We start from the raw sequence: 17269 nt of genomic DNA on the forward strand, positions 1-17269 counted from the left end.
AACGGGGCATTTGCCCCGTTTCACTTTCTGGATTAAATATTCTTTTATTGATCATTAAAAAATAAGAGGTGTCACTGTGTGTTCTGGTCAACAACATCGTCATGAACATAAGCATGAGCAAATATTATGTCCTCAGTGCGATCTGGTGGTCAGTGTTCCTGAATTAATGCAAGGAACCAAAGCAACATGCCCTCGTTGTCACACAGTGCTAACGGCACGTTGGCGCCAGCCTTTTTATCAACCTGTTGCATTAGCAATCAGTGCATTATTTATGTTACTGATGGCAAGTCAATTTACGTTTGTCAGTATGGAAGTTGCTGGTATTGCTAATAACGTAACATTGATGCAGATCCCAAGAGTGATGTTTAGTGAAAACTACATTGAATTGGGGGCTTTTTTCTTACTCTTTGTTCAAATTGTGCCTGCTTTTTGTATGGTGGCTATTCTATTACTGTGTACCCCAATTAAACTACCTAGAAAATTACAAATCTGGTTATCTCGTATTTTATTTCAACTCAAATCATGGTGTATGGCTGAAATTTTTCTCGCGGGAATTTTAGTCAGTTTTGTAAAATTAATGGCTTATGGTGATATTGGTTTAGGGTTAAGTTTTTTACCTTATGTTTTGTATTGTTTATTTCAAATCCGCGCTTTTCAGTGCCTTGATAGACATACACTATGGGAAAAGTTAGAGCCACGCCCTGATTACCCTAGTATTGAATCAGGTAAATCAGGATTAAAACAAGGGGTAAGATTATGTCGTTCATGCACCGCGATTTTACCTGCAACGCAATATGAATGTAGTCGTTGTGAAGTTAAAGGACATGCAAGAAGACCAAAAAGCTTGCAATGGACGGCCTCACTGTTGATTACATCACTTATTCTTTATATCCCTGCAAATTTATTGCCCATCATGGTGACTGAATCGCTAGGTAATAATATTTACTCTACTATTATGGCTGGGGTGATTTTGTTATGGGAAGATGGCTCTTATCCTGTTGCGATGGTGATATTTATTGCCAGTATTATGGTGCCAAGTTTGAAAATGATAGCAATAGCTTGGCTTTGTTGGGATGCACATAAATCCAAAGGTAAAAGAGATCCTGCTAGAATGCATTTTCTCTATGAAGTTGTTGAATATGTGGGGCGTTGGTCAATGATTGACGTCTTCGTTATCGCTGTTTTAGCTTCATTAGTCAGAATGGGACGTCTGATGAGCATCTACCCAGATTTTGGTGTAGTGCTATTTGCAGTGGTTGTTGTATTAACGATGTTCTCTGCAATGATGTTTGATCCTCGGTTGACGTGGGATAAATGTACTGCCGATGATGATAAACCGATGATTAAGGAGCCTAAGGGTGACTGAAAAGAATGAAACTGCTTTAGCAGAAGCAAAAATTAACAAACTAAAAAGCTGGTCTCCAGTTTGGATTATACCGATTGTCACCTTATTGATTGGTGCATGGATACTTTATTATCATTTCAGCCATCAAGGTCCAGAAGTTACCTTAATTACTTATAATGCTGAGGGCATTGAAGCGGGTAAAACAAAAATCAAAAGTCGTAGTGTTGATATTGGCTTAGTTGAAAGTGTCACTCTCGATAGCAATTTTAGTCGCGTTATTATTAATGCGCGCCTAGATACAGGTATGAATGAGCTATTACGATCAGATACAGCTTTTTGGGTTGTAAGGCCACAAATAGGTAAAGAAGGGGTGACAGGTTTAGGTACCTTGCTTTCAGGTGCCTATATTGAATTACAACCAGGTTTAACTGGTAAAGAGAAAAGTGAGTTTAATCTTCTTGATGCACCTCCTCTTGCTTCACCTGATGCAAAAGGTATTCGCATCAACTTGGTGAGCGAAAGAGCCGGACAGTTAAATGCGGGAGATCCTGTTTTATTCAGAGGCTATCAAGTTGGCTCTGTAGAAACCAGCGAATTTAACATTGATAGCCGAGACATGCATTATCAGCTTTTCATTAAAGCGCCTTACGACAAAATGGTGACATCCAATGTTCGTTTCTGGAAAGATTCAGGAATTGCTTTTGATATGTCTTCATCTGGCGTGCGTGTTGAAATGGCGTCACTTTCTACACTCTTTAGTGGTGGCGTGAGTTTTGATGTACCAGCAGGCTGGTTGCCAGGTGAACAAATTGCACCTAAAACAGAATTTAAACTCTACGATAATGAAAAGAGTATTCAAAACTCGTTATATACCGATTATCGCAGTTACATCATGTTTTTCTCTGATTCAGTAAGAGGGTTACAAGCTGGAGCACCGGTTGAATTCCGAGGAATTCGAATGGGGACTGTTGTGCAAGTACCTTATTACACAAAAGGAATGCAACAATCGCTTGATAAAGATTTTCGTATTCCAGTGCTTATCCATGTTGAACCAGAACGTTTTGCCAATGATGTTGGTGAAAGTTTTGATTTCGTTAAAGAGATCTCTTCAGCTTCTAATAATGGCCTAAGAGCTTCATTAAAATCAGGAAATCTTTTAACGGGCGCTCTGTATATTGATCTTGATTTCTATTCAGATGAGACAAAATGGGAAGGGCCTCAAGAGGTTGCTGGCTTCCAACAGATTCCTACTGTTAGCTCAGGCTTAGCGCAAATTCAGCAAAAAGTGATGACATCGCTTGATAAGATCAACAATCTTCCTGTTGAACCGATGCTTAAAGAGATGACAGCGACTTTATCTGAAAGCCAAAAAGCAGTAACTGAGGCAAAAGAAACACTGAAAGCATTAAATGCCATGATTGGCAGTGATGAATTTAGAAATCTTCCTAATGATATTCAACAGTCATTGAAAGAGATCAATCGTAGTATGCAAGGATTCCAACCTGGCTCTCCGGCATACGGAAAAATGATCGATAATATGCAGCAGCTTGATCAGGTATTAAGAGAAATGCAGCCTTTATTGAAAACATTGAACAATAAAAGTAATGCATTAATTTTTGAGGCGAAGGAAGGTAAAGATCCAGAACCAAAGAGGGCTGAAAAATAATGAGATACATCATTGGGATATTTGTTTTGATGCTAACGGCATGTTCAAGCCAACCTGAGAAAACCTATTATCAGTTACCTGATATTTACCAAACAGGGGTATCAGCACAAGTCACGACAACACAGTCAGCGAAAAAGCCTCAAATCTGGGTTCAGCCGATCCGTTTGTCCAATATGCTGGTTAATGCTGGTATTGTTTATCAAACAACAGATATTAACTATACCGTAGCAAATCAGCATTTATGGATAAATCCGCTTGATCAGCAATTACAACAGAACCTAATTTCAGGTTTAACAAAAGCATTGCCAGGAACCGTTGTTGCTAACCAACCGATTGAAGATAACTTAGCAAAATTAACAGTTACAGTTAATTACTTTCAAGGTCGTTATGATGGGCAAGTGATCATTTCTGGTGATTGGATTTATACTGAAAATAGCAAAGTGATTAGTCAGCCATTCTCTCTTGTGTTAACACAAACCGAAGATGGTTATCCTGCTTTAGTCCGTACATTAGGACAAGGCTGGGAGCAAATTGTTTCTGATATTGCGACAACAATTCAAGCTCAATACTAACTGACTTAGCCTACATCTATTCAAACCCAATATTCTCTTAAATCCTATTTAAGTTGAATATTGGGTTTTGTTTATCAAAAAAATAAAAAAGGAAGCTATATGTTAGAAATGCTTAAAAAGAAATATCCCTCTGCAATCAGCTGGTCATTTGGTGATAATGCTCAGTTAGCTGATGAACTTGTAGTGTTGGTGGTCGAAGGAAAAAAAACGGCAACGTGTAGCTCATTAAGCGGTTTTTTTAGTGACAGTGCTATTCCTGCTATTGGTGGATATAGCATTATTTTAAATAGTCAAAATGAGCCTGTTTGTGTTATTCGCACGCGTTCTTTGCAGTTAATCCGTTTTAATGAAGTCACAGAAGAACAGGCCAAAAAAGAGGGGGAAGGGGATTTAAGTTTGGCATATTGGCAAGACGGGCATAAAACCTTCTTTACTCGTGAAGGTCATTTTTCAGAAGATATGGAGTTGGTATTTGAAGAGTTTGAATTAATAGAAGTATGTAAGAGGTATTAATAGCTTATTTTACCTTCCAAAATAGCTAATTCCTTAATAACAATAAGGTAATTTTAATAAGCTTTTCTACAAATAAGTAAAAAAAGAGCAAAAAATTATATTGGTTAATAATGGCTTATATTGACATTACTTTAAAAATAAAGATTATTTTTGTTTATTTAATTTGTTGATTATCTAAGACAAAAAATAATATTATTATCTTGCGCAACTAAAAGTTACATTAAATCAATATCTTAACTAAGTGCTTATTCTGGCTATTTTAAATCCTAAAATAACCCTACAAATATTAATTAAATAAAGTTAATGATAACAAGTGTTACTAAAGTTAAATTTAGCTCAGCTTCACAAATATGACATTTGTATTAACTTCTTTACTTGCTTAAATGCTCAATAAAGCGTATCAATTTATAGTGGTTGTTGAAAAAACAATCATTATCTTTCCGCTTAAACTTAGAACGTGAGGGTTGTCTAGACATGAAAAGACAGAAACGAGATCGTTTAGCAAGAGCATTATCGAAAGGTTATCAAGCTGGTATGCAAGGCCGTTCAAAAGAGCTTTGTCCTTATTTCGCGATTGATGCGCGTTCACATTGGCTGGGAGGTTGGCGACAGGCCATGGAAGATCGCCCAAGTCTGGTAAAATAAATAACCCGTCGTAGTAAAATAAACAATGGTGATATTAAATATAATCACTAAATTTTGCCGACGAAAAAAATTAAGGGTTATTTATATATTTCTGTGCTCACATTGAACACAGGACAATTTGAGTATAAATAACAAACAGTAGTTATAAATTGAATACAAAAAGGCTTGCATATTCTGCGAGCCTTTTTACATCATACTGGCATTATTTTTTTGTTCGGTTGTACTTATTTTTTTACGTAAACGAAACCCATAAATAGTAAAAAAAATAGCAAGTATTGAATTGACAGAATTATATAGCCAATCGATTCTTTCCGAAGTAAACCAAGTTATAAGAGATGTTAATATTAGAAATATGCCACAATAAAACATAAAGTCTGCGTGTTTTTTAGATACTTTTCCTTTAGTAATCACTTATTTTCCTTAAAATAATTTTTTATAAAGATTAATTTAATTTGTTTTTTGATTTTTTAAATAACTTATATATATTGGGGCTATATAAACACAATGAGGTTGTAATAAAACCTAAAAGCCATTTTATATCAAATTGATTTGCATACATACAAATAAATATAATCAATAAAATCGTGAGTCGATAGCCAATTACTTTGCAAAGAAAAAAGGTAAGCTCAACAAGAAAACTAAAAAGCTCTGCGAGTGCGCTTATAATCATCTCCATACGATTATTCCTTAATGTTATTTATTCTAAGTCGATATAATTTTTAAGTGTGATATTTATTTGGGATAGGGATCATTACTTAACTTAAATTTATCTTTACATATAAGAATTATTTACTAATGTGGTGACACTATACATTGATTAATTTATTATAGCGACTTTTAATTACAAGGAAGGTTTCAATGAAAAAACCAATATCATTATGGATAATATTAATTGCTTTTATTTTCTTCACACTACAGCAATTAATATCTTCATTACCTAATATCTCCATTTTAATAGGTGCATTTATAAGAAGTAGTGTTGATTTTGATTTTGTAGCTTCTCTTTCTATCGTGTGGAGTATGATACAAACTTCTTCTCTCGTTAGTTTATATGTTATTACTCTTTTTGTTATTTTTATGAAGAAAGAAATAGCACCAATAATGCTGAAAATATTCTGGTGTATATCAATGCTTCCTATGGCTATTGTCATAGCAATAGGTATCCAAAACGCATTTGATAATACAAATAGTAGTCATCAAGCAGAAAGTTCAGGTGAAATATTAGGGAGCTTATTTTTAGCAGGATTGCTTGTTTATCTTACATATAGCCTATTTTTCTCTTCTAGAATTAAAGACTATTTTCAGTATTTACAAAATAAGCAATCGACGCAATGTATTGATAAAAACTAAATTAAATATGATCTGTTTTTTATAAATAGAATAAATACATTATTAGTACAGATAAAAAAATACCGTGTATTGTATATTACACGGTATTTTTATAATAAACTTTTGGAATTATCGATCTTAGAATGCAGTTGTATCTTTAAATAAGCCAACTTTTAAATCTTTTGCTTCATAAATCAGCTTACCATCAACATACACTTCACCGTCGGCAATACCCATAATCAGTTTACGATTGATAACACGTTTGAAATCAATTTTATAGGTAACTTTTTTTGCAGTTGGTAATATTTGTCCAGTGAATTTAACTTCACCTACACCAAGAGCACGGCCTTTTCCTTCGCCACCAAGCCAGCCAAGATAAAAGCCAACAAGTTGCCACATGGCATCAAGGCCTAAGCAACCCGGCATCACAGGATCATTGACGAAATGGCAATCAAAGAACCATAAGTCGGGCTTGATATCGAATTCTGCTTCGATAAAGCCTTTATTATGGGTGCCGCCATCTTCAGTCATTTTAATGATGCGATCCATCATTAGCATATTACCAGACGGCAGTGGTGGGCCATCTTGGCCAAATAATTCACCACGGCCTGAAGCAATGAGGTCTTCTTTAGAATAAGATTCGCGTTTATCAACCATTGTCTATATAGCCTTTATCAAATGTAAGATAACAGAATAGCTTACACTTGTACGCTGAACAACTCCGATCACTTGAAATAGAATTATCTGAATAGACGTAAGAACCAAGGTAACTTAGGTCTATCTTGATTATTTGCAAGTGTTATACGGTCATGGATCACAGCTAACAAGTGTGCATCAGATTGTTCTGGCTCGCATTGCTCTTCATAATATGGCTGACGAGTTAGTAATGTTATGGCTTCAGCGACATGTGTTACAGGCCAAATATGAAATTTCTCTTCTTTGACGGCTTGTTGAACATTTTCATTTAGTACTAGATGACGAATGTTCGCGAGAGGAATAATTACACCTTGTGATCCTGTTAATCCTCTTTGCTGGCAAATATCAAAGAAACCTTCGATTTTTTGGTTTACACCACCAATAGGCTGAACCTGACCAAATTGATCAACTGCGCCCGTTACCGCAATTTGTTGATCTATTGGTTGCAGTGCAAGTGTACTAATTAATGCACACAGTTCAGCCAGAGAAGCGCTATCACCATCCACCTCACCATAAGACTGCTCAAAAACAATAGAGGTACTAAATGGTTGTGGTTGGTCTAAACGTAATTCTGAGTTTAAGTAAGCTTGCATGATCATCATTCCTTTAGCATGAAGATTACCACCAAGCTCCGCTTTACGTTCAACATCAGTAAACTCGCCATCACCAATATGGGCAACACAAGTTATACGAGTAGGTTCACCAATTAAATCAGGATAACCAGGATAATCTAAGACAGAAAGCCCATTGATTTGGCCAACGGCTTCACCTTCTGTTTGTATCATTACCTGGTCTTGCAAAATTTCATCACGACTACGCTCTAATAGATAACTATGTCGCCATAAGCGATTTTCTTCTGCTTTTTTTAGTGCGTCTGCATTTAGATAAGCATCATGATTAAAACGCATTGCGTAACGGAGTTGACGTAAGATCCATTCTAAATCTAAGCTCAAGATCAACTGATCTTCATGTTGCCTTGCTGCTTGTGTTAATAACACTTCCCAAGCATCTGCTGATAAAGAAGGGAAACGATATTTTTGGCACAATGCATTTACAAAACCACACCATTGCGAAAGTGTTGTTTCGTCTTCTAAATACATATCGTATTCATATTCGCCATATAAAGCTACGTTACTTAATTCTGGCTCCATAAATTCTAGCTCTTCAAGACTTAGTCTATCGCCAACTAAAATCACTCGCAGATTGAGAGGCATACTTTCAATGGGCAAAGGCAATGATTGATTATCATTCCAAACAAGCCATTCAAAGCGTTGCTCTTCAACCATTTTTTTCAGACGAAACCACATTAATGGTTGAGCTAATAAAGATTTAATGGAGAGAACGAGAATTCCACCATTAACTTTATGTAATAAACCTGGGCTGACAGTGACATTATCTTTATGACAATAGAAAGAGCCAAAGAGTTGTTCGGGTTCTATCCACTGGCAGCAAGTAATAGATTCTGATGATGAAAATGCACCTTGTACATTTTCTTGCCAATAGATTTTATTTGATTCTGCTTGATAGGCACCAATAACCGGATAGGTTTTGATCTCTGATTGCGTTAATGTGTCTGTCAACATATCAAAGTAAGCGGTAGAATCATCGGCTTTTAACAGCATAAATTGGCCTGAATCTGCATTATTTAGCCATTGTAGGCTTTCATACAGGCGAGGCTGAACCTCACGAAGTAGAGATGCAGGTAATTGAGATGCTGTTTGAAAGAAAGTCTGGTAGGAGGCGTAATCAGGACGTAACGCCTGCCATTCTAATTCGTTGTTTTTCAAGGTTACCGTTTTTATTATTGGTTAGTGAAAAGAGATTTATTAGATACCACTATAAGTGGGTATCTATCCTGCAATAAGACGGTTCTTTAACTGTCATCAACTGCATAGGCAGGGAATATGTATCGCTACGACCTTATAATAATGAGCTAACAAATCAGCCATTAGGTTTTATTATAGCGACGCTCGATTCTATCATAACGTGCTCAGAAAACTATCCCTTATCAAGGCTTGTTATTAATTGATAAAAAAAGATTATCCAAAACATCCTTGCTTATAAAATAGGCAAAAAATTTCGGTTCAGTGGCAGTATTTTTGTAAAATTGTTGATATGCTAGTATATAGTTACGTTGTCACGGGGGTTTGTATGAAATATCAACAATTAGAGAATCTAGAATGTGGCTGGAAGTGGGCATATCTCGTCAAAAAGCATCGTGAAGGTGAGTTAATTACTCGTTATATTGAAAAAAGTGCGGCTGATGAGGTTGTCGAGCAATTATTACTGATAGAATCACAGCCATTAAAAGTTTTAGAGTGGATAGATTTGCATATGAATCCTGATCTATCCAATAAAATGAAACAAACTATTCGTGCTCGTAGAAAGCGGTATTTTAATGCAGAGCATCAACATACACGAAAAAAATCGATAGATTTAACGTTTAAAGTTTGGCAGCGCTTATCGGCTTTATCACAACGCCGAGGAATAACATTATCAGAAACAATTGTACAATTAATTGAAGATGCTGAACGAAAAGAGCAATACGCTTTAAAAGTACATAGTTTAAAAGATGGATTAATTGAACTATTAGAACGAGATAAAGAAAAGTAATCGATATTATTTTTTATCTGTATTAACGACACCCTTTTTTTATTGTGACACTTCATACCCCTTTTTATTTATTCAATCTTTGCCTCTATATTCTTAATTTGTATATTTTTTCTTCCCATAAAGAAAACCCTGCCAGTGGCAGGGTTTTGAATTCATTAACAGTAGATTATTCTACTATCTGAATTATTTACCAGGTTGAACAACAACTTCAGTTGTACCTTGGATTTCGATTTCAACACGACGGTCTGGCGCTAAGCAATCGATCAGAGCTGAACGAGCTTTAACGTTGTCACATGTGTTGCCAGTAACTGGATTTTCTTTACCACGACCTTCTGCAGAGATGCTGTTTGCAGGGATACCTTTAGATACCAGGTAATCAACTACAGATTGAGCACGTTTTTCTGACAGAGGCAGGTTGTAGTTTTGAGAACCGATACGGTCAGTGTAACCAATAACTACTACACGACCTTGAGTTGGGTCGATATTAGCCAGTTCATTGTACAGACCATTCAGAGCTTCTTGACCTTCAGCTTTCAGAGTAGATTTGTTGAAGTTGAACAGAACATCTGAACGCAGAGTAAAGGTTTTGTTCTCAACAACTGGAGCTGGAGCTACAACTGGAGCTGGAGCTACAACTGGAGCTGGAGTTTCTTGGTTGAAACGGTAAGCAACACCAACACTCAGCATGCCGTTGTCTGGACGCGCATTCAGAGTACCTTTATCACCAATGTTGTTGATCCACTGATATTCAACACGAGTAGCGATGTTTGGAGTGATCGCGTATTCAGTACCTAATGCGAATACTGGAGAAACGCCAGTATCGTTATTAGAGAAACGCTCTTGTTTTGGAGATAAAGAAGTAGCGTTTTTAGTTGCAGAAGAATCTGCACGCCATACCATACCACCTAAACGGGTATAAACGTCTAAGTCTTCCATTACTGGATAACTTAATTTAGTGGTTAATTGGATACCTTGAGCACGGAACGCACCATTGTCATATGAACCTTTATAAGTCATACGACCTAACCAATCATAACCCAGTTCAAAACCTAAGTATTGGTTGTACTGATAACCAGCAAATGCACCTGCACCTAATTGGTCACGGTGAGTGTTACCATTACCGATAGAAGTACCTTCAAAATGGTTGCTAGTACCTTGGTATTGAGACCAACCTAATTTACCACCAGTATACCAGGTATTGTCTTTTGGAGCTGCTTGCGCTGCAGTTGCGAAAGCTGCCACTGCCACTGCTAATGCGATAGCTGTCTTTTTCATTTTTACGCCTCGTTATCATCCAAGTTAGGCATTTGGCTTTAAGCCTTATTATTTGCCCTTGGTTAAATTATTGTTAGGAATCCAATGCTTTCATCAAATGATGATCCCAAAAAATGGGATTTAAAGCATAACCTTAACGACATAAAGTCTACAATGAACTTAAAAAGTTACAAGTAATCCTTTAAAATTCGACTTAAAATTTTAAAAAGATCTGCCTAATTCCACAATGGGTAAGATTCTGTATTTTTGTTAAATTTATTGTAACTATATGATTTAGGTTATAAATACTTTTGACTTATCTTAAATGATATCGAGGTGTTCTGAGTATTAGGAAAACTCTTAAATTTCACTAATGGTAGTGAATTGAATGAATTTTTACGGAATTCAAATGTCGTTTAGATGCATTAGTACTTTCTAAATGGATATTTGTATTAATTTGTTGACGCATGATAAACCCCAAGCTTTTACCTTTGCTTGCAGCAGATTCTAATCTTTTCATATCTTCTGGCGATATTTCTGGTAACCAAGCTAGAACGACACTGTAATTTCCACTCATTAATGCCTTTTCCATCAAATCAACCGTATTTATTCTATTTACATGATTTAATTGGATTATTTTATCAAGAGGTAATCCTACATTTTTCAACCAAGAACGATTGAGTTTTTGTTGTGGGTTTAACCACAATAACCAGCGTGATTCATGGCTATACTGTTTTAGTAATGGTAAAAGGATGTGATTAATAACGAGCGGATTTTGGTAGAGAAGTTCACTTACCATGCCTTGTTTATTATCACTTTCCGTAGTAACCATTGCTGAAGGGATAGATAGAGGTAATACCTCATTAGAGATCTCTTGGAGAATGGTATTTTGTCTTGTCGGAGATGATGTTGAGATTTTCATGTTTACCTCTGCCTATATGCACTGTATGAATATACAGTATATCTAAATTTCGCTTAAATCAAGCTCAATTTTTTGAAAGTTCCTCTCAAATTTTATGTAAATCTCTATTTTCAAGCTGTTAACTATTGGCAATAAAAAGTAAATTCTTTATTGTCTCTATGGTAAGTCTTATATGCATGTTTTTGAATTCAAAGATAAAAAATTCACATCAATGTTTATGTTGGAGTTTTAATGTCATTTTTACCTGAGCAACGGAAGGCTCATTTGCTATCGCGCATTGCGAAATATGGAGAGTTAACAACAAAGTCTCAATTTGGTGGTGTTAGCTTAATGATTGATGACGTTATGTTTGCTATCACGTCTGATAATCAACTTTATTTAAAAGGAAGCGATTTTTTAGAGACGCTTTATAAGGCAACAAAAATGGAAGCCTATATCTATCTGAAAAAAGGAAAACCAATAACGTTACGTTATTATAAAATCATGGATTCTTTATGGGAAAATCAGCAAAAATTAGATCAATATATTGATTTGTCATATCACTACAGCATGCAAGAGTATTTAGGCCAACGGAAAAGGCCATGCCGAATAAAAGATTTACCTAATTTAGGTGTCATATTAGAGAAAAGGCTAAGCCAAATTGGGGTTAATAAAGTTGAAGAATTACGACTTATTGGTGCCAAAGCCTGTTATTTGAAATTAATGCGCAGCCATAATTTAAAAAATAGTGAGATTTTACTTTCATTAGCGGGGGCAATAATGGGATGTCATCGTTCCGTGTTACCCAACCAACTAAAAGCAGAACTATTAGATTGGTATAATGAATTGTCTTTTCAATAAGATAAACCTAACGACAGTTATTTTCTCTAGTCCTCATATGAAATTAGAGAAAATAACGTCGATTAGGCATTAACACTAACGCTGTGGTTCAAGTGCTTTGTTTGTTTCTCCTTGCTCAATCATTTGAATGCAGTTAATGATTTGAGGGAGTAAATCTAGTAATAATCGAATCTGAGTAACGACTAATTGAATTCGTCCATCATCAGCATTAGGTAATGAATTGATCCGTTCAATTAACTCGATATGAGATTGTTTAAATGTTTTATCCTGCGCTGTTTTGCGACGCAAAGCAGCGTCGATATAACAAACAGTATCATTCAGTAACGTAAGCACTGTTTCATCTTCGATTTTAGAACGATGAACACCAAGTGCTGAAATATAACTAAGTAAGGTGTGATTCAAACAGAGTAACTGGAAAGCGACCTCTTGAGAGGCTTGATAACTTTTTGGCTCTGATGACATATTCGAGATAAGTGAAGCGAGTTCACCATCACTACTATGAGCATTACGGCGAGCAATTCGATAATCTAAGCTATTATCTTTTCCTTGATAATATTGAATAAGAATAGCATCAAGGTAATAGCAGTTATTTGTCATTGTTTTTTGAATGACAAAAGGTAATTGGCGGAACTTCCAATCAGGCCAGATAAAACTGACCGCAAACCATGCAATAGCACAACCAATTAAGGTATCAATAATTCGAGGAAGAGCGACATCATAACCTTCACCAAGTAAATTAAAACTTAGCAAAACTAATAATGTAATAAATAGCGTGGCATGTGCATATTGTATCGTTCTAAATGCAAAAAAGAGCGTGCCAGTGATAACGATTAATACCAATTGTCCTTCAATAGAGGGTACAAAATATAAAATAGGGAAACCGATTAAAATACCAATAATGGTGCCACTTACACGTAATGTTAAGCGTCTACGTGTTGCATTGTAGTTAGGCTGGCACACAAACAAGCTGGTTAATAGTATCCAATAGCCTCTGTCTAATTGGAAAAATTGAATAATTGCATAACCAATACAAAGCACGAGTGACATTCTAACTGCATGTCTAAAAAGTGCTGATTTAGGAGTAAGATGTTCTTTTATTCTTAATGCGATATCTCGCCATCCGGTTAAACCATCATCGGAAAGTTGTGTTTCTTCTTTTTGGTCATGGGATATTTGGTACTGCTCTGTGCTAATACTGCGTAAAAGCGCATCAATCCCTTGAAGGTTTTGCAATAAATTATTCAAAGGAGTCATTAATTGCGGTTCTGTGGTTGTGTTTTTTAAATGATTGAGGGCATTTTCTAAATAATTAATGGAACGCTCAAGGGCGGGATTATGCTGATATTTTTTATGCCAAAGAATTGATTGTGCCACTTGCTCACAAGCCCGAGCCTGCATAGAAAGTAAACGTTGAAAACGAAAAAGCACATCACTGTGGCGCAATTCATTACTCAATAATTGATATTGGACATGAGATGAACTGGCTCTTTCATGGATATCTTGAGCTACAAAATAGTAATGAAGCGTAAAGCGACTACTGCGCTGACCTCTATCACCTTTTAGCCGGCTTAATAACGTGACTTTAGTTTGATTCATTGTGTCAATAAGCTGGCTGTTTGCCATAGCTAAACTATAAAGTGAGTGTTGATAGTCATCTTCAATATCAGGATCAAATAAAGTTGCTTTTGCCTCTAGGTATGTTGCGAGTTGCTGGTAGCAACGAGTTAAATTATCTTGCACAGGGCGGATAGGAAACAATAAGTGACCAACTAAGGTTAACGAGTTGTACCAAATAGCGCCTAACAACAGCAAAATAGGTTGTTCATACCAAATAGGGAAAATAGGCATGCCGAGCATAGTGTAGATGGCAATTAATAAAGCACCAAAAGCAATGGTAGCGTAGCGTTGTCCTAACGCGCCTAATAAAATAAATCCCCAAGTTGAAATTGCTAGACCACAAAAGAATAAAATAGGGTAGGGATAAAGCAATCCTATTGATGCTGATGCAAGAAGAAAACAGCATAAGGTAATGACCAGGTTTTTTAAACGCCCGACAAGTCTGTCATCTAAGTCCGTTAATGCGGCTGCGACCACACCTAAAGTCAGCGGAATGGTGTATTTAGGCTCTTGACCTAACACCCAAGGAAACAAAGTCGTTCCTGTAAGTGCGATTATTATGCGAATATAATAGAGAAAGTGGCTATTATAGATAAATCGGCGGGCGCCATTTAGCAAAGTGAACACAAAAAGCCCTTAAATAAACAAGATGAAGATAATTACCTCTTAGAATATAGGGTTTATCACCGATTAAAAAGAGCTTAACAACAGACTATTTGTTATTTATTGCAGGAATTACGTATGGAACTGAAATCCACTCCGATGGGACAACGTTTAGCACAGCATCCTTATAATAGAGTCAAATTGTTAAATGCAGGTATTGAAGTCAGTGGTGAAAAACATCAGTATTTAATTCCTTTTAATGAATTGATTAATATTTACTGTAAAAAAGGGATTGTGTGGGGTGAATTAGAATTTTTATTGCCGGAAGATAAAGTGGTTCGATTACATGGAACAGACTGGGAGGAAACTCAGCAGTTCTATCGATATCTATTCCAAACATGGCAAATGTGGAGTCAAGAAATGAGTGAAATAAGTGCTCAAGTTCTTGAGAAGCAACTCCATAATATTACTGAAATTATGCAATCCAATAAATGGATAAAACAATCTAAGCTTAGTGAAATTCAACAATCTATAAAAGAAAGCTTCTCGGCTATTCCTCTTCCACTTGAACGCCTTACCCAATTTGATAATTGCCAAGTACTTTATCAGCAATGTTTAGAGTGGTTAAAACAAGGTGAATTACTTATTAATAAAGAAAATTCTGCGTGGGTAACACAAATGCTAAATGAGCATGCGGAGTTTTTTAATACAATTGAATCATCTCCACTCAATGGATCACAATGTCGTGCGGTTATTAATGGTGAAGAGAATATTTTAGTCTTAGCCGGGGCCGGAAGTGGTAAAACATCTGTATTAGTTGCAAGAGTAGGATGGTTATTACGCCGAAATTTAGCACAACCAGAGCAAATTTTGTTATTGGCATTTGGGCGTAAAGCGGCGCAAGAAATGAATGAGCGTATTTCAGCGCGTTTAAATGCCGATATTATGGCGAAAACATTTCATGCATTAGCATTATCTATTATTCAACAAGCGACAAAGAAACAACCTAAAATTAGTGAACTTGAAATAAATAGTGAAAAAAGAAGAGCGTTATTATTAGGCGAATGGCGAAATCAATGTCAGCAGAAAAAAGCGCAAGCAAAAGGATGGCGTGAATGGTTATCTCAAGAGCTTGATTGGGATATTCCAGAAGGTGAGTTTTGGTATGATAGAAAATTAGAAAATCAAGTTGCTGTAAGGTTAGAGCGTTGGATTGGCTTATTAAGAATGCAAGGCGGTAGTCAAAAATCACTAATTGAAAGTGTACAACCTGAATATACAGATGCATTCAAAAAATATTTAAAATTATTATCGCCTTTATTAAAAGCATGGAAGATGGCATTAAAAGAAGAAGATGCGATAGATTTTTCCGGTTTATTACATCAAGCTATCAATCTTATTGAAAAAGGGCGTTTTATTAGCCCATGGAAACATATACTTGTTGATGAATTTCAAGATATTTCGCCACTTAGAGCATCATTATTAACAGCATTAAAGCAGCAAAATAAACAAACGTCTTTATTTGCTGTGGGTGATGATTGGCAGGCTATTTACCGTTTTAGTGGTGCAGAATTATTATTAACGACCTCTTTTCATCATTCATTTGGAGAAGGCGCCGAATGCGCATTAGATACGACCTACCGTTTTAATGACACAATTGGTGATGTTGCTAATACGTTTATTCAACAAAATCCAATGCAATTATCTAAACCTTTAAATAGTCTAGTTAAAGGCAATAAAAAAGCGGTTGTTTTACTATCAGATGATCAGCTTGAAAATCTATTAAATAAAATGAGTGGTTATGTTGGTGACGATGAAACGATCCTTTTACTCGCCCGTTATCATTATTTAAAACCTGAACTATTAAAAAAAGCTAAGACACGGTGGCCTAAATTAAATTTAGAATTTATGACTTTTCATGCATCGAAGGGGCAACAAGCTGATTACGTTATTATTTTAGGTTTGCAAGAAGGTAAAGATGCTTTCCCTGCACCTGCAAGGGAATCAATTATTGAATTAGCGTTATTACCAAAAGTTGAAGATTATCCTAATGCGGAAGAACGCCGTTTAATGTATGTGGCATTAACAAGAGCAAAAAAACAAGTATGGCTATTATTTAATAAACAACAGCCATCTTGTTTTGTTTCGGAGCTAAAATCTCAAGGTGTTCCTATACAGCGAAAACCTTAGAATTATTTTAATCTTTCTTTTAAATAACCTTCGTAATCAGGAATTTTAATTGTAGATTCTTGTGAAAACAGAGGCGATGAAATTAAAAAGTTTGCGGTTGCACGATTGGTGGCAACCGGAATATTCCATACCGTTGCTAAGCGTAGAAGGGCTTTAACATCCGGGTCGTGGGGAACGGCGTTCAATGGATCCCAAAAGAAAATCATAATATCGATTTTCTTTTCAGCGATCATTGCACCTATTTGTTGGTCACCGCCCATCGGACCACTTAGCATTTGAGTAACACTTAGGCCGGTGTGGTGGTTAATTAAATTTCCTGTGGTTCCTGTAGCAAATAACTTATGTAGAGACAGTTGTTCACGATTATTTTGAACCCATTCAAGTAATGAGCTTTTACAGTGATCATGGGCAACAAGCGCGATATTTTTTTCTTTTAAGAGCGTGCGGTCAATTTGTTCCATTTG

General features: G+C 36.0%; 15 protein-coding genes. 9 read left to right on the forward strand and 6 right to left on the reverse strand.

Annotated features, from left to right (window positions below):
* Nucleotides 1-76: 76 nt before the first annotated feature.
* The 6 genes from pqiA (at nt 77) to DK866_RS10315 (ending at nt 6091) form a co-directional block, all read left to right on the forward strand.
* Nucleotides 77-1366: a membrane integrity-associated transporter subunit PqiA gene (pqiA, locus tag DK866_RS10280; RefSeq protein WP_109408819.1), complete on the forward strand. Its 1290-nt coding sequence runs from the start codon at nt 77-79 to the stop codon at nt 1364-1366.
* Nucleotides 1359-3011 (forward strand): intermembrane transport protein PqiB, encoded by a 1653-nt coding sequence (gene pqiB, locus DK866_RS10285; RefSeq protein WP_109408820.1) that lies wholly within the window; start codon nt 1359-1361, stop codon nt 3009-3011. The genes pqiA and pqiB overlap by 8 nt, the downstream gene beginning before the upstream one ends.
* On the forward strand, nt 3011-3583 hold the full coding sequence (gene pqiC / locus DK866_RS10290) for a membrane integrity-associated transporter subunit PqiC (RefSeq protein ID WP_109408821.1): 573 nt from the start codon (nt 3011-3013) through the stop codon (nt 3581-3583). The genes pqiB and pqiC overlap by 1 nt, the downstream gene beginning before the upstream one ends.
* A gap of 99 nt (nt 3584-3682) precedes the next feature.
* Complete coding sequence (locus DK866_RS10295) at nt 3683-4096, forward strand: ASCH domain-containing protein (RefSeq protein WP_109408822.1); 414 nt, start codon at nt 3683-3685, stop codon at nt 4094-4096.
* Nucleotides 4097-4570: 474 nt separating this feature from the next.
* Nucleotides 4571-4741: a ribosome modulation factor gene (gene rmf, locus DK866_RS10300; protein ID WP_023581348.1), complete on the forward strand. Its 171-nt coding sequence runs from the start codon at nt 4571-4573 to the stop codon at nt 4739-4741.
* Nucleotides 4742-5599: 858 nt separating this feature from the next.
* Complete coding sequence (locus DK866_RS10315) at nt 5600-6091, forward strand: hypothetical protein (RefSeq protein ID WP_109408824.1); 492 nt, start codon at nt 5600-5602, stop codon at nt 6089-6091.
* Nucleotides 6092-6208: 117 nt separating this feature from the next.
* Here DK866_RS10315 and fabA read toward each other — a convergent pair whose 3' ends face one another.
* A complete protein-coding gene (gene fabA / locus DK866_RS10320) occupies nt 6209-6727 on the reverse strand; it encodes a bifunctional 3-hydroxydecanoyl-ACP dehydratase/trans-2-decenoyl-ACP isomerase (protein ID WP_023581351.1) in 519 nt (172 codons plus the stop codon).
* A gap of 83 nt (nt 6728-6810) precedes the next feature.
* On the reverse strand, nt 6811-8553 hold the full coding sequence (locus DK866_RS10325) for an AAA family ATPase (RefSeq protein ID WP_109408825.1): 1743 nt from the start codon (nt 8551-8553) through the stop codon (nt 6811-6813).
* 364 nt (nt 8554-8917) lie between these two features.
* Between DK866_RS10325 and matP the strand changes: the two genes are divergently transcribed.
* Nucleotides 8918-9379 (forward strand): macrodomain Ter protein MatP, encoded by a 462-nt coding sequence (gene matP / locus DK866_RS10330; RefSeq protein ID WP_072069645.1) that lies wholly within the window; start codon nt 8918-8920, stop codon nt 9377-9379.
* A 183-nt stretch (nt 9380-9562) separates the two neighbouring features.
* On the opposite strand, the gene ompA is transcribed toward matP, so the two are convergent.
* Together ompA and sulA are read right to left on the reverse strand one after the other, a co-directional pair.
* Nucleotides 9563-10654: a porin OmpA gene (ompA, locus tag DK866_RS10335; RefSeq protein WP_109408826.1), complete on the reverse strand. Its 1092-nt coding sequence runs from the start codon at nt 10652-10654 to the stop codon at nt 9563-9565.
* A gap of 349 nt (nt 10655-11003) precedes the next feature.
* Nucleotides 11004-11555: an SOS-induced cell division inhibitor SulA gene (gene sulA / locus DK866_RS10340; RefSeq protein WP_109408827.1), complete on the reverse strand. Its 552-nt coding sequence runs from the start codon at nt 11553-11555 to the stop codon at nt 11004-11006.
* 231 nt (nt 11556-11786) lie between these two features.
* Between sulA and DK866_RS10345 the strand changes: the two genes are divergently transcribed.
* On the forward strand, nt 11787-12395 hold the full coding sequence (locus DK866_RS10345; RefSeq protein WP_109408828.1) for a TfoX/Sxy family DNA transformation protein: 609 nt from the start codon (nt 11787-11789) through the stop codon (nt 12393-12395).
* Nucleotides 12396-12470: 75 nt separating this feature from the next.
* On the opposite strand, the gene yccS is transcribed toward DK866_RS10345, so the two are convergent.
* On the reverse strand, nt 12471-14639 hold the full coding sequence (gene yccS / locus DK866_RS10350) for a YccS family putative transporter (RefSeq protein ID WP_109408829.1): 2169 nt from the start codon (nt 14637-14639) through the stop codon (nt 12471-12473).
* Between the two features lie 114 nt (nt 14640-14753).
* Between yccS and helD the strand changes: the two genes are divergently transcribed.
* Nucleotides 14754-16805 (forward strand): DNA helicase IV, encoded by a 2052-nt coding sequence (gene helD, locus DK866_RS10355; protein WP_109408830.1) that lies wholly within the window; start codon nt 14754-14756, stop codon nt 16803-16805.
* Nucleotides 16806-16807: 2 nt separating this feature from the next.
* Here the strand turns inward: helD and DK866_RS10360 are convergent, their stop codons facing one another.
* The gene (locus DK866_RS10360) at nt 16808-17266 is read right to left on the reverse strand and encodes a methylglyoxal synthase (RefSeq protein ID WP_072069639.1); all 459 of its coding nucleotides are present in this window, start codon (nt 17264-17266) and stop codon (nt 16808-16810) included.
* Nucleotides 17267-17269: the final 3 nt, after the last annotated feature.

It is taken from the genome of Proteus genomosp. 4 str. ATCC 51469, assembly GCF_003144375.1.
Taxonomy (GTDB): domain Bacteria; phylum Pseudomonadota; class Gammaproteobacteria; order Enterobacterales; family Enterobacteriaceae; genus Proteus.

Excerpts from the sequence above, each read along its gene's own strand:
- pqiC (WP_109408821.1), top strand. The coding sequence starts at position 3,011 with ATGAGATACATCATTGGGATATTTGTTTTGATGCTAACGGCATGTTCA.
- DK866_RS10295 (WP_109408822.1), top strand. The coding sequence starts at position 3,683 with ATGTTAGAAATGCTTAAAAAGAAATATCCCTCTGCAATCAGCTGGTCA.
- rmf (WP_023581348.1), top strand. The coding sequence starts at position 4,571 with ATGAAAAGACAGAAACGAGATCGTTTAGCAAGAGCATTATCGAAAGGT.
- DK866_RS10315 (WP_109408824.1), top strand. The coding sequence starts at position 5,600 with ATGAAAAAACCAATATCATTATGGATAATATTAATTGCTTTTATTTTC.
- fabA (WP_023581351.1), bottom strand. The coding sequence starts at position 6,727 with ATGGTTGATAAACGCGAATCTTATTCTAAAGAAGACCTCATTGCTTCA.
- matP (WP_072069645.1), top strand. The coding sequence starts at position 8,918 with ATGAAATATCAACAATTAGAGAATCTAGAATGTGGCTGGAAGTGGGCA.
- ompA (WP_109408826.1), bottom strand. The coding sequence starts at position 10,654 with ATGAAAAAGACAGCTATCGCATTAGCAGTGGCAGTGGCAGCTTTCGCA.
- sulA (WP_109408827.1), bottom strand. The coding sequence starts at position 11,555 with ATGAAAATCTCAACATCATCTCCGACAAGACAAAATACCATTCTCCAA.
- DK866_RS10345 (WP_109408828.1), top strand. The coding sequence starts at position 11,787 with ATGTCATTTTTACCTGAGCAACGGAAGGCTCATTTGCTATCGCGCATT.
- helD (WP_109408830.1), top strand. The coding sequence starts at position 14,754 with ATGGAACTGAAATCCACTCCGATGGGACAACGTTTAGCACAGCATCCT.
- DK866_RS10360 (WP_072069639.1), bottom strand. The coding sequence starts at position 17,266 with ATGGAACAAATTGACCGCACGCTCTTAAAAGAAAAAAATATCGCGCTT.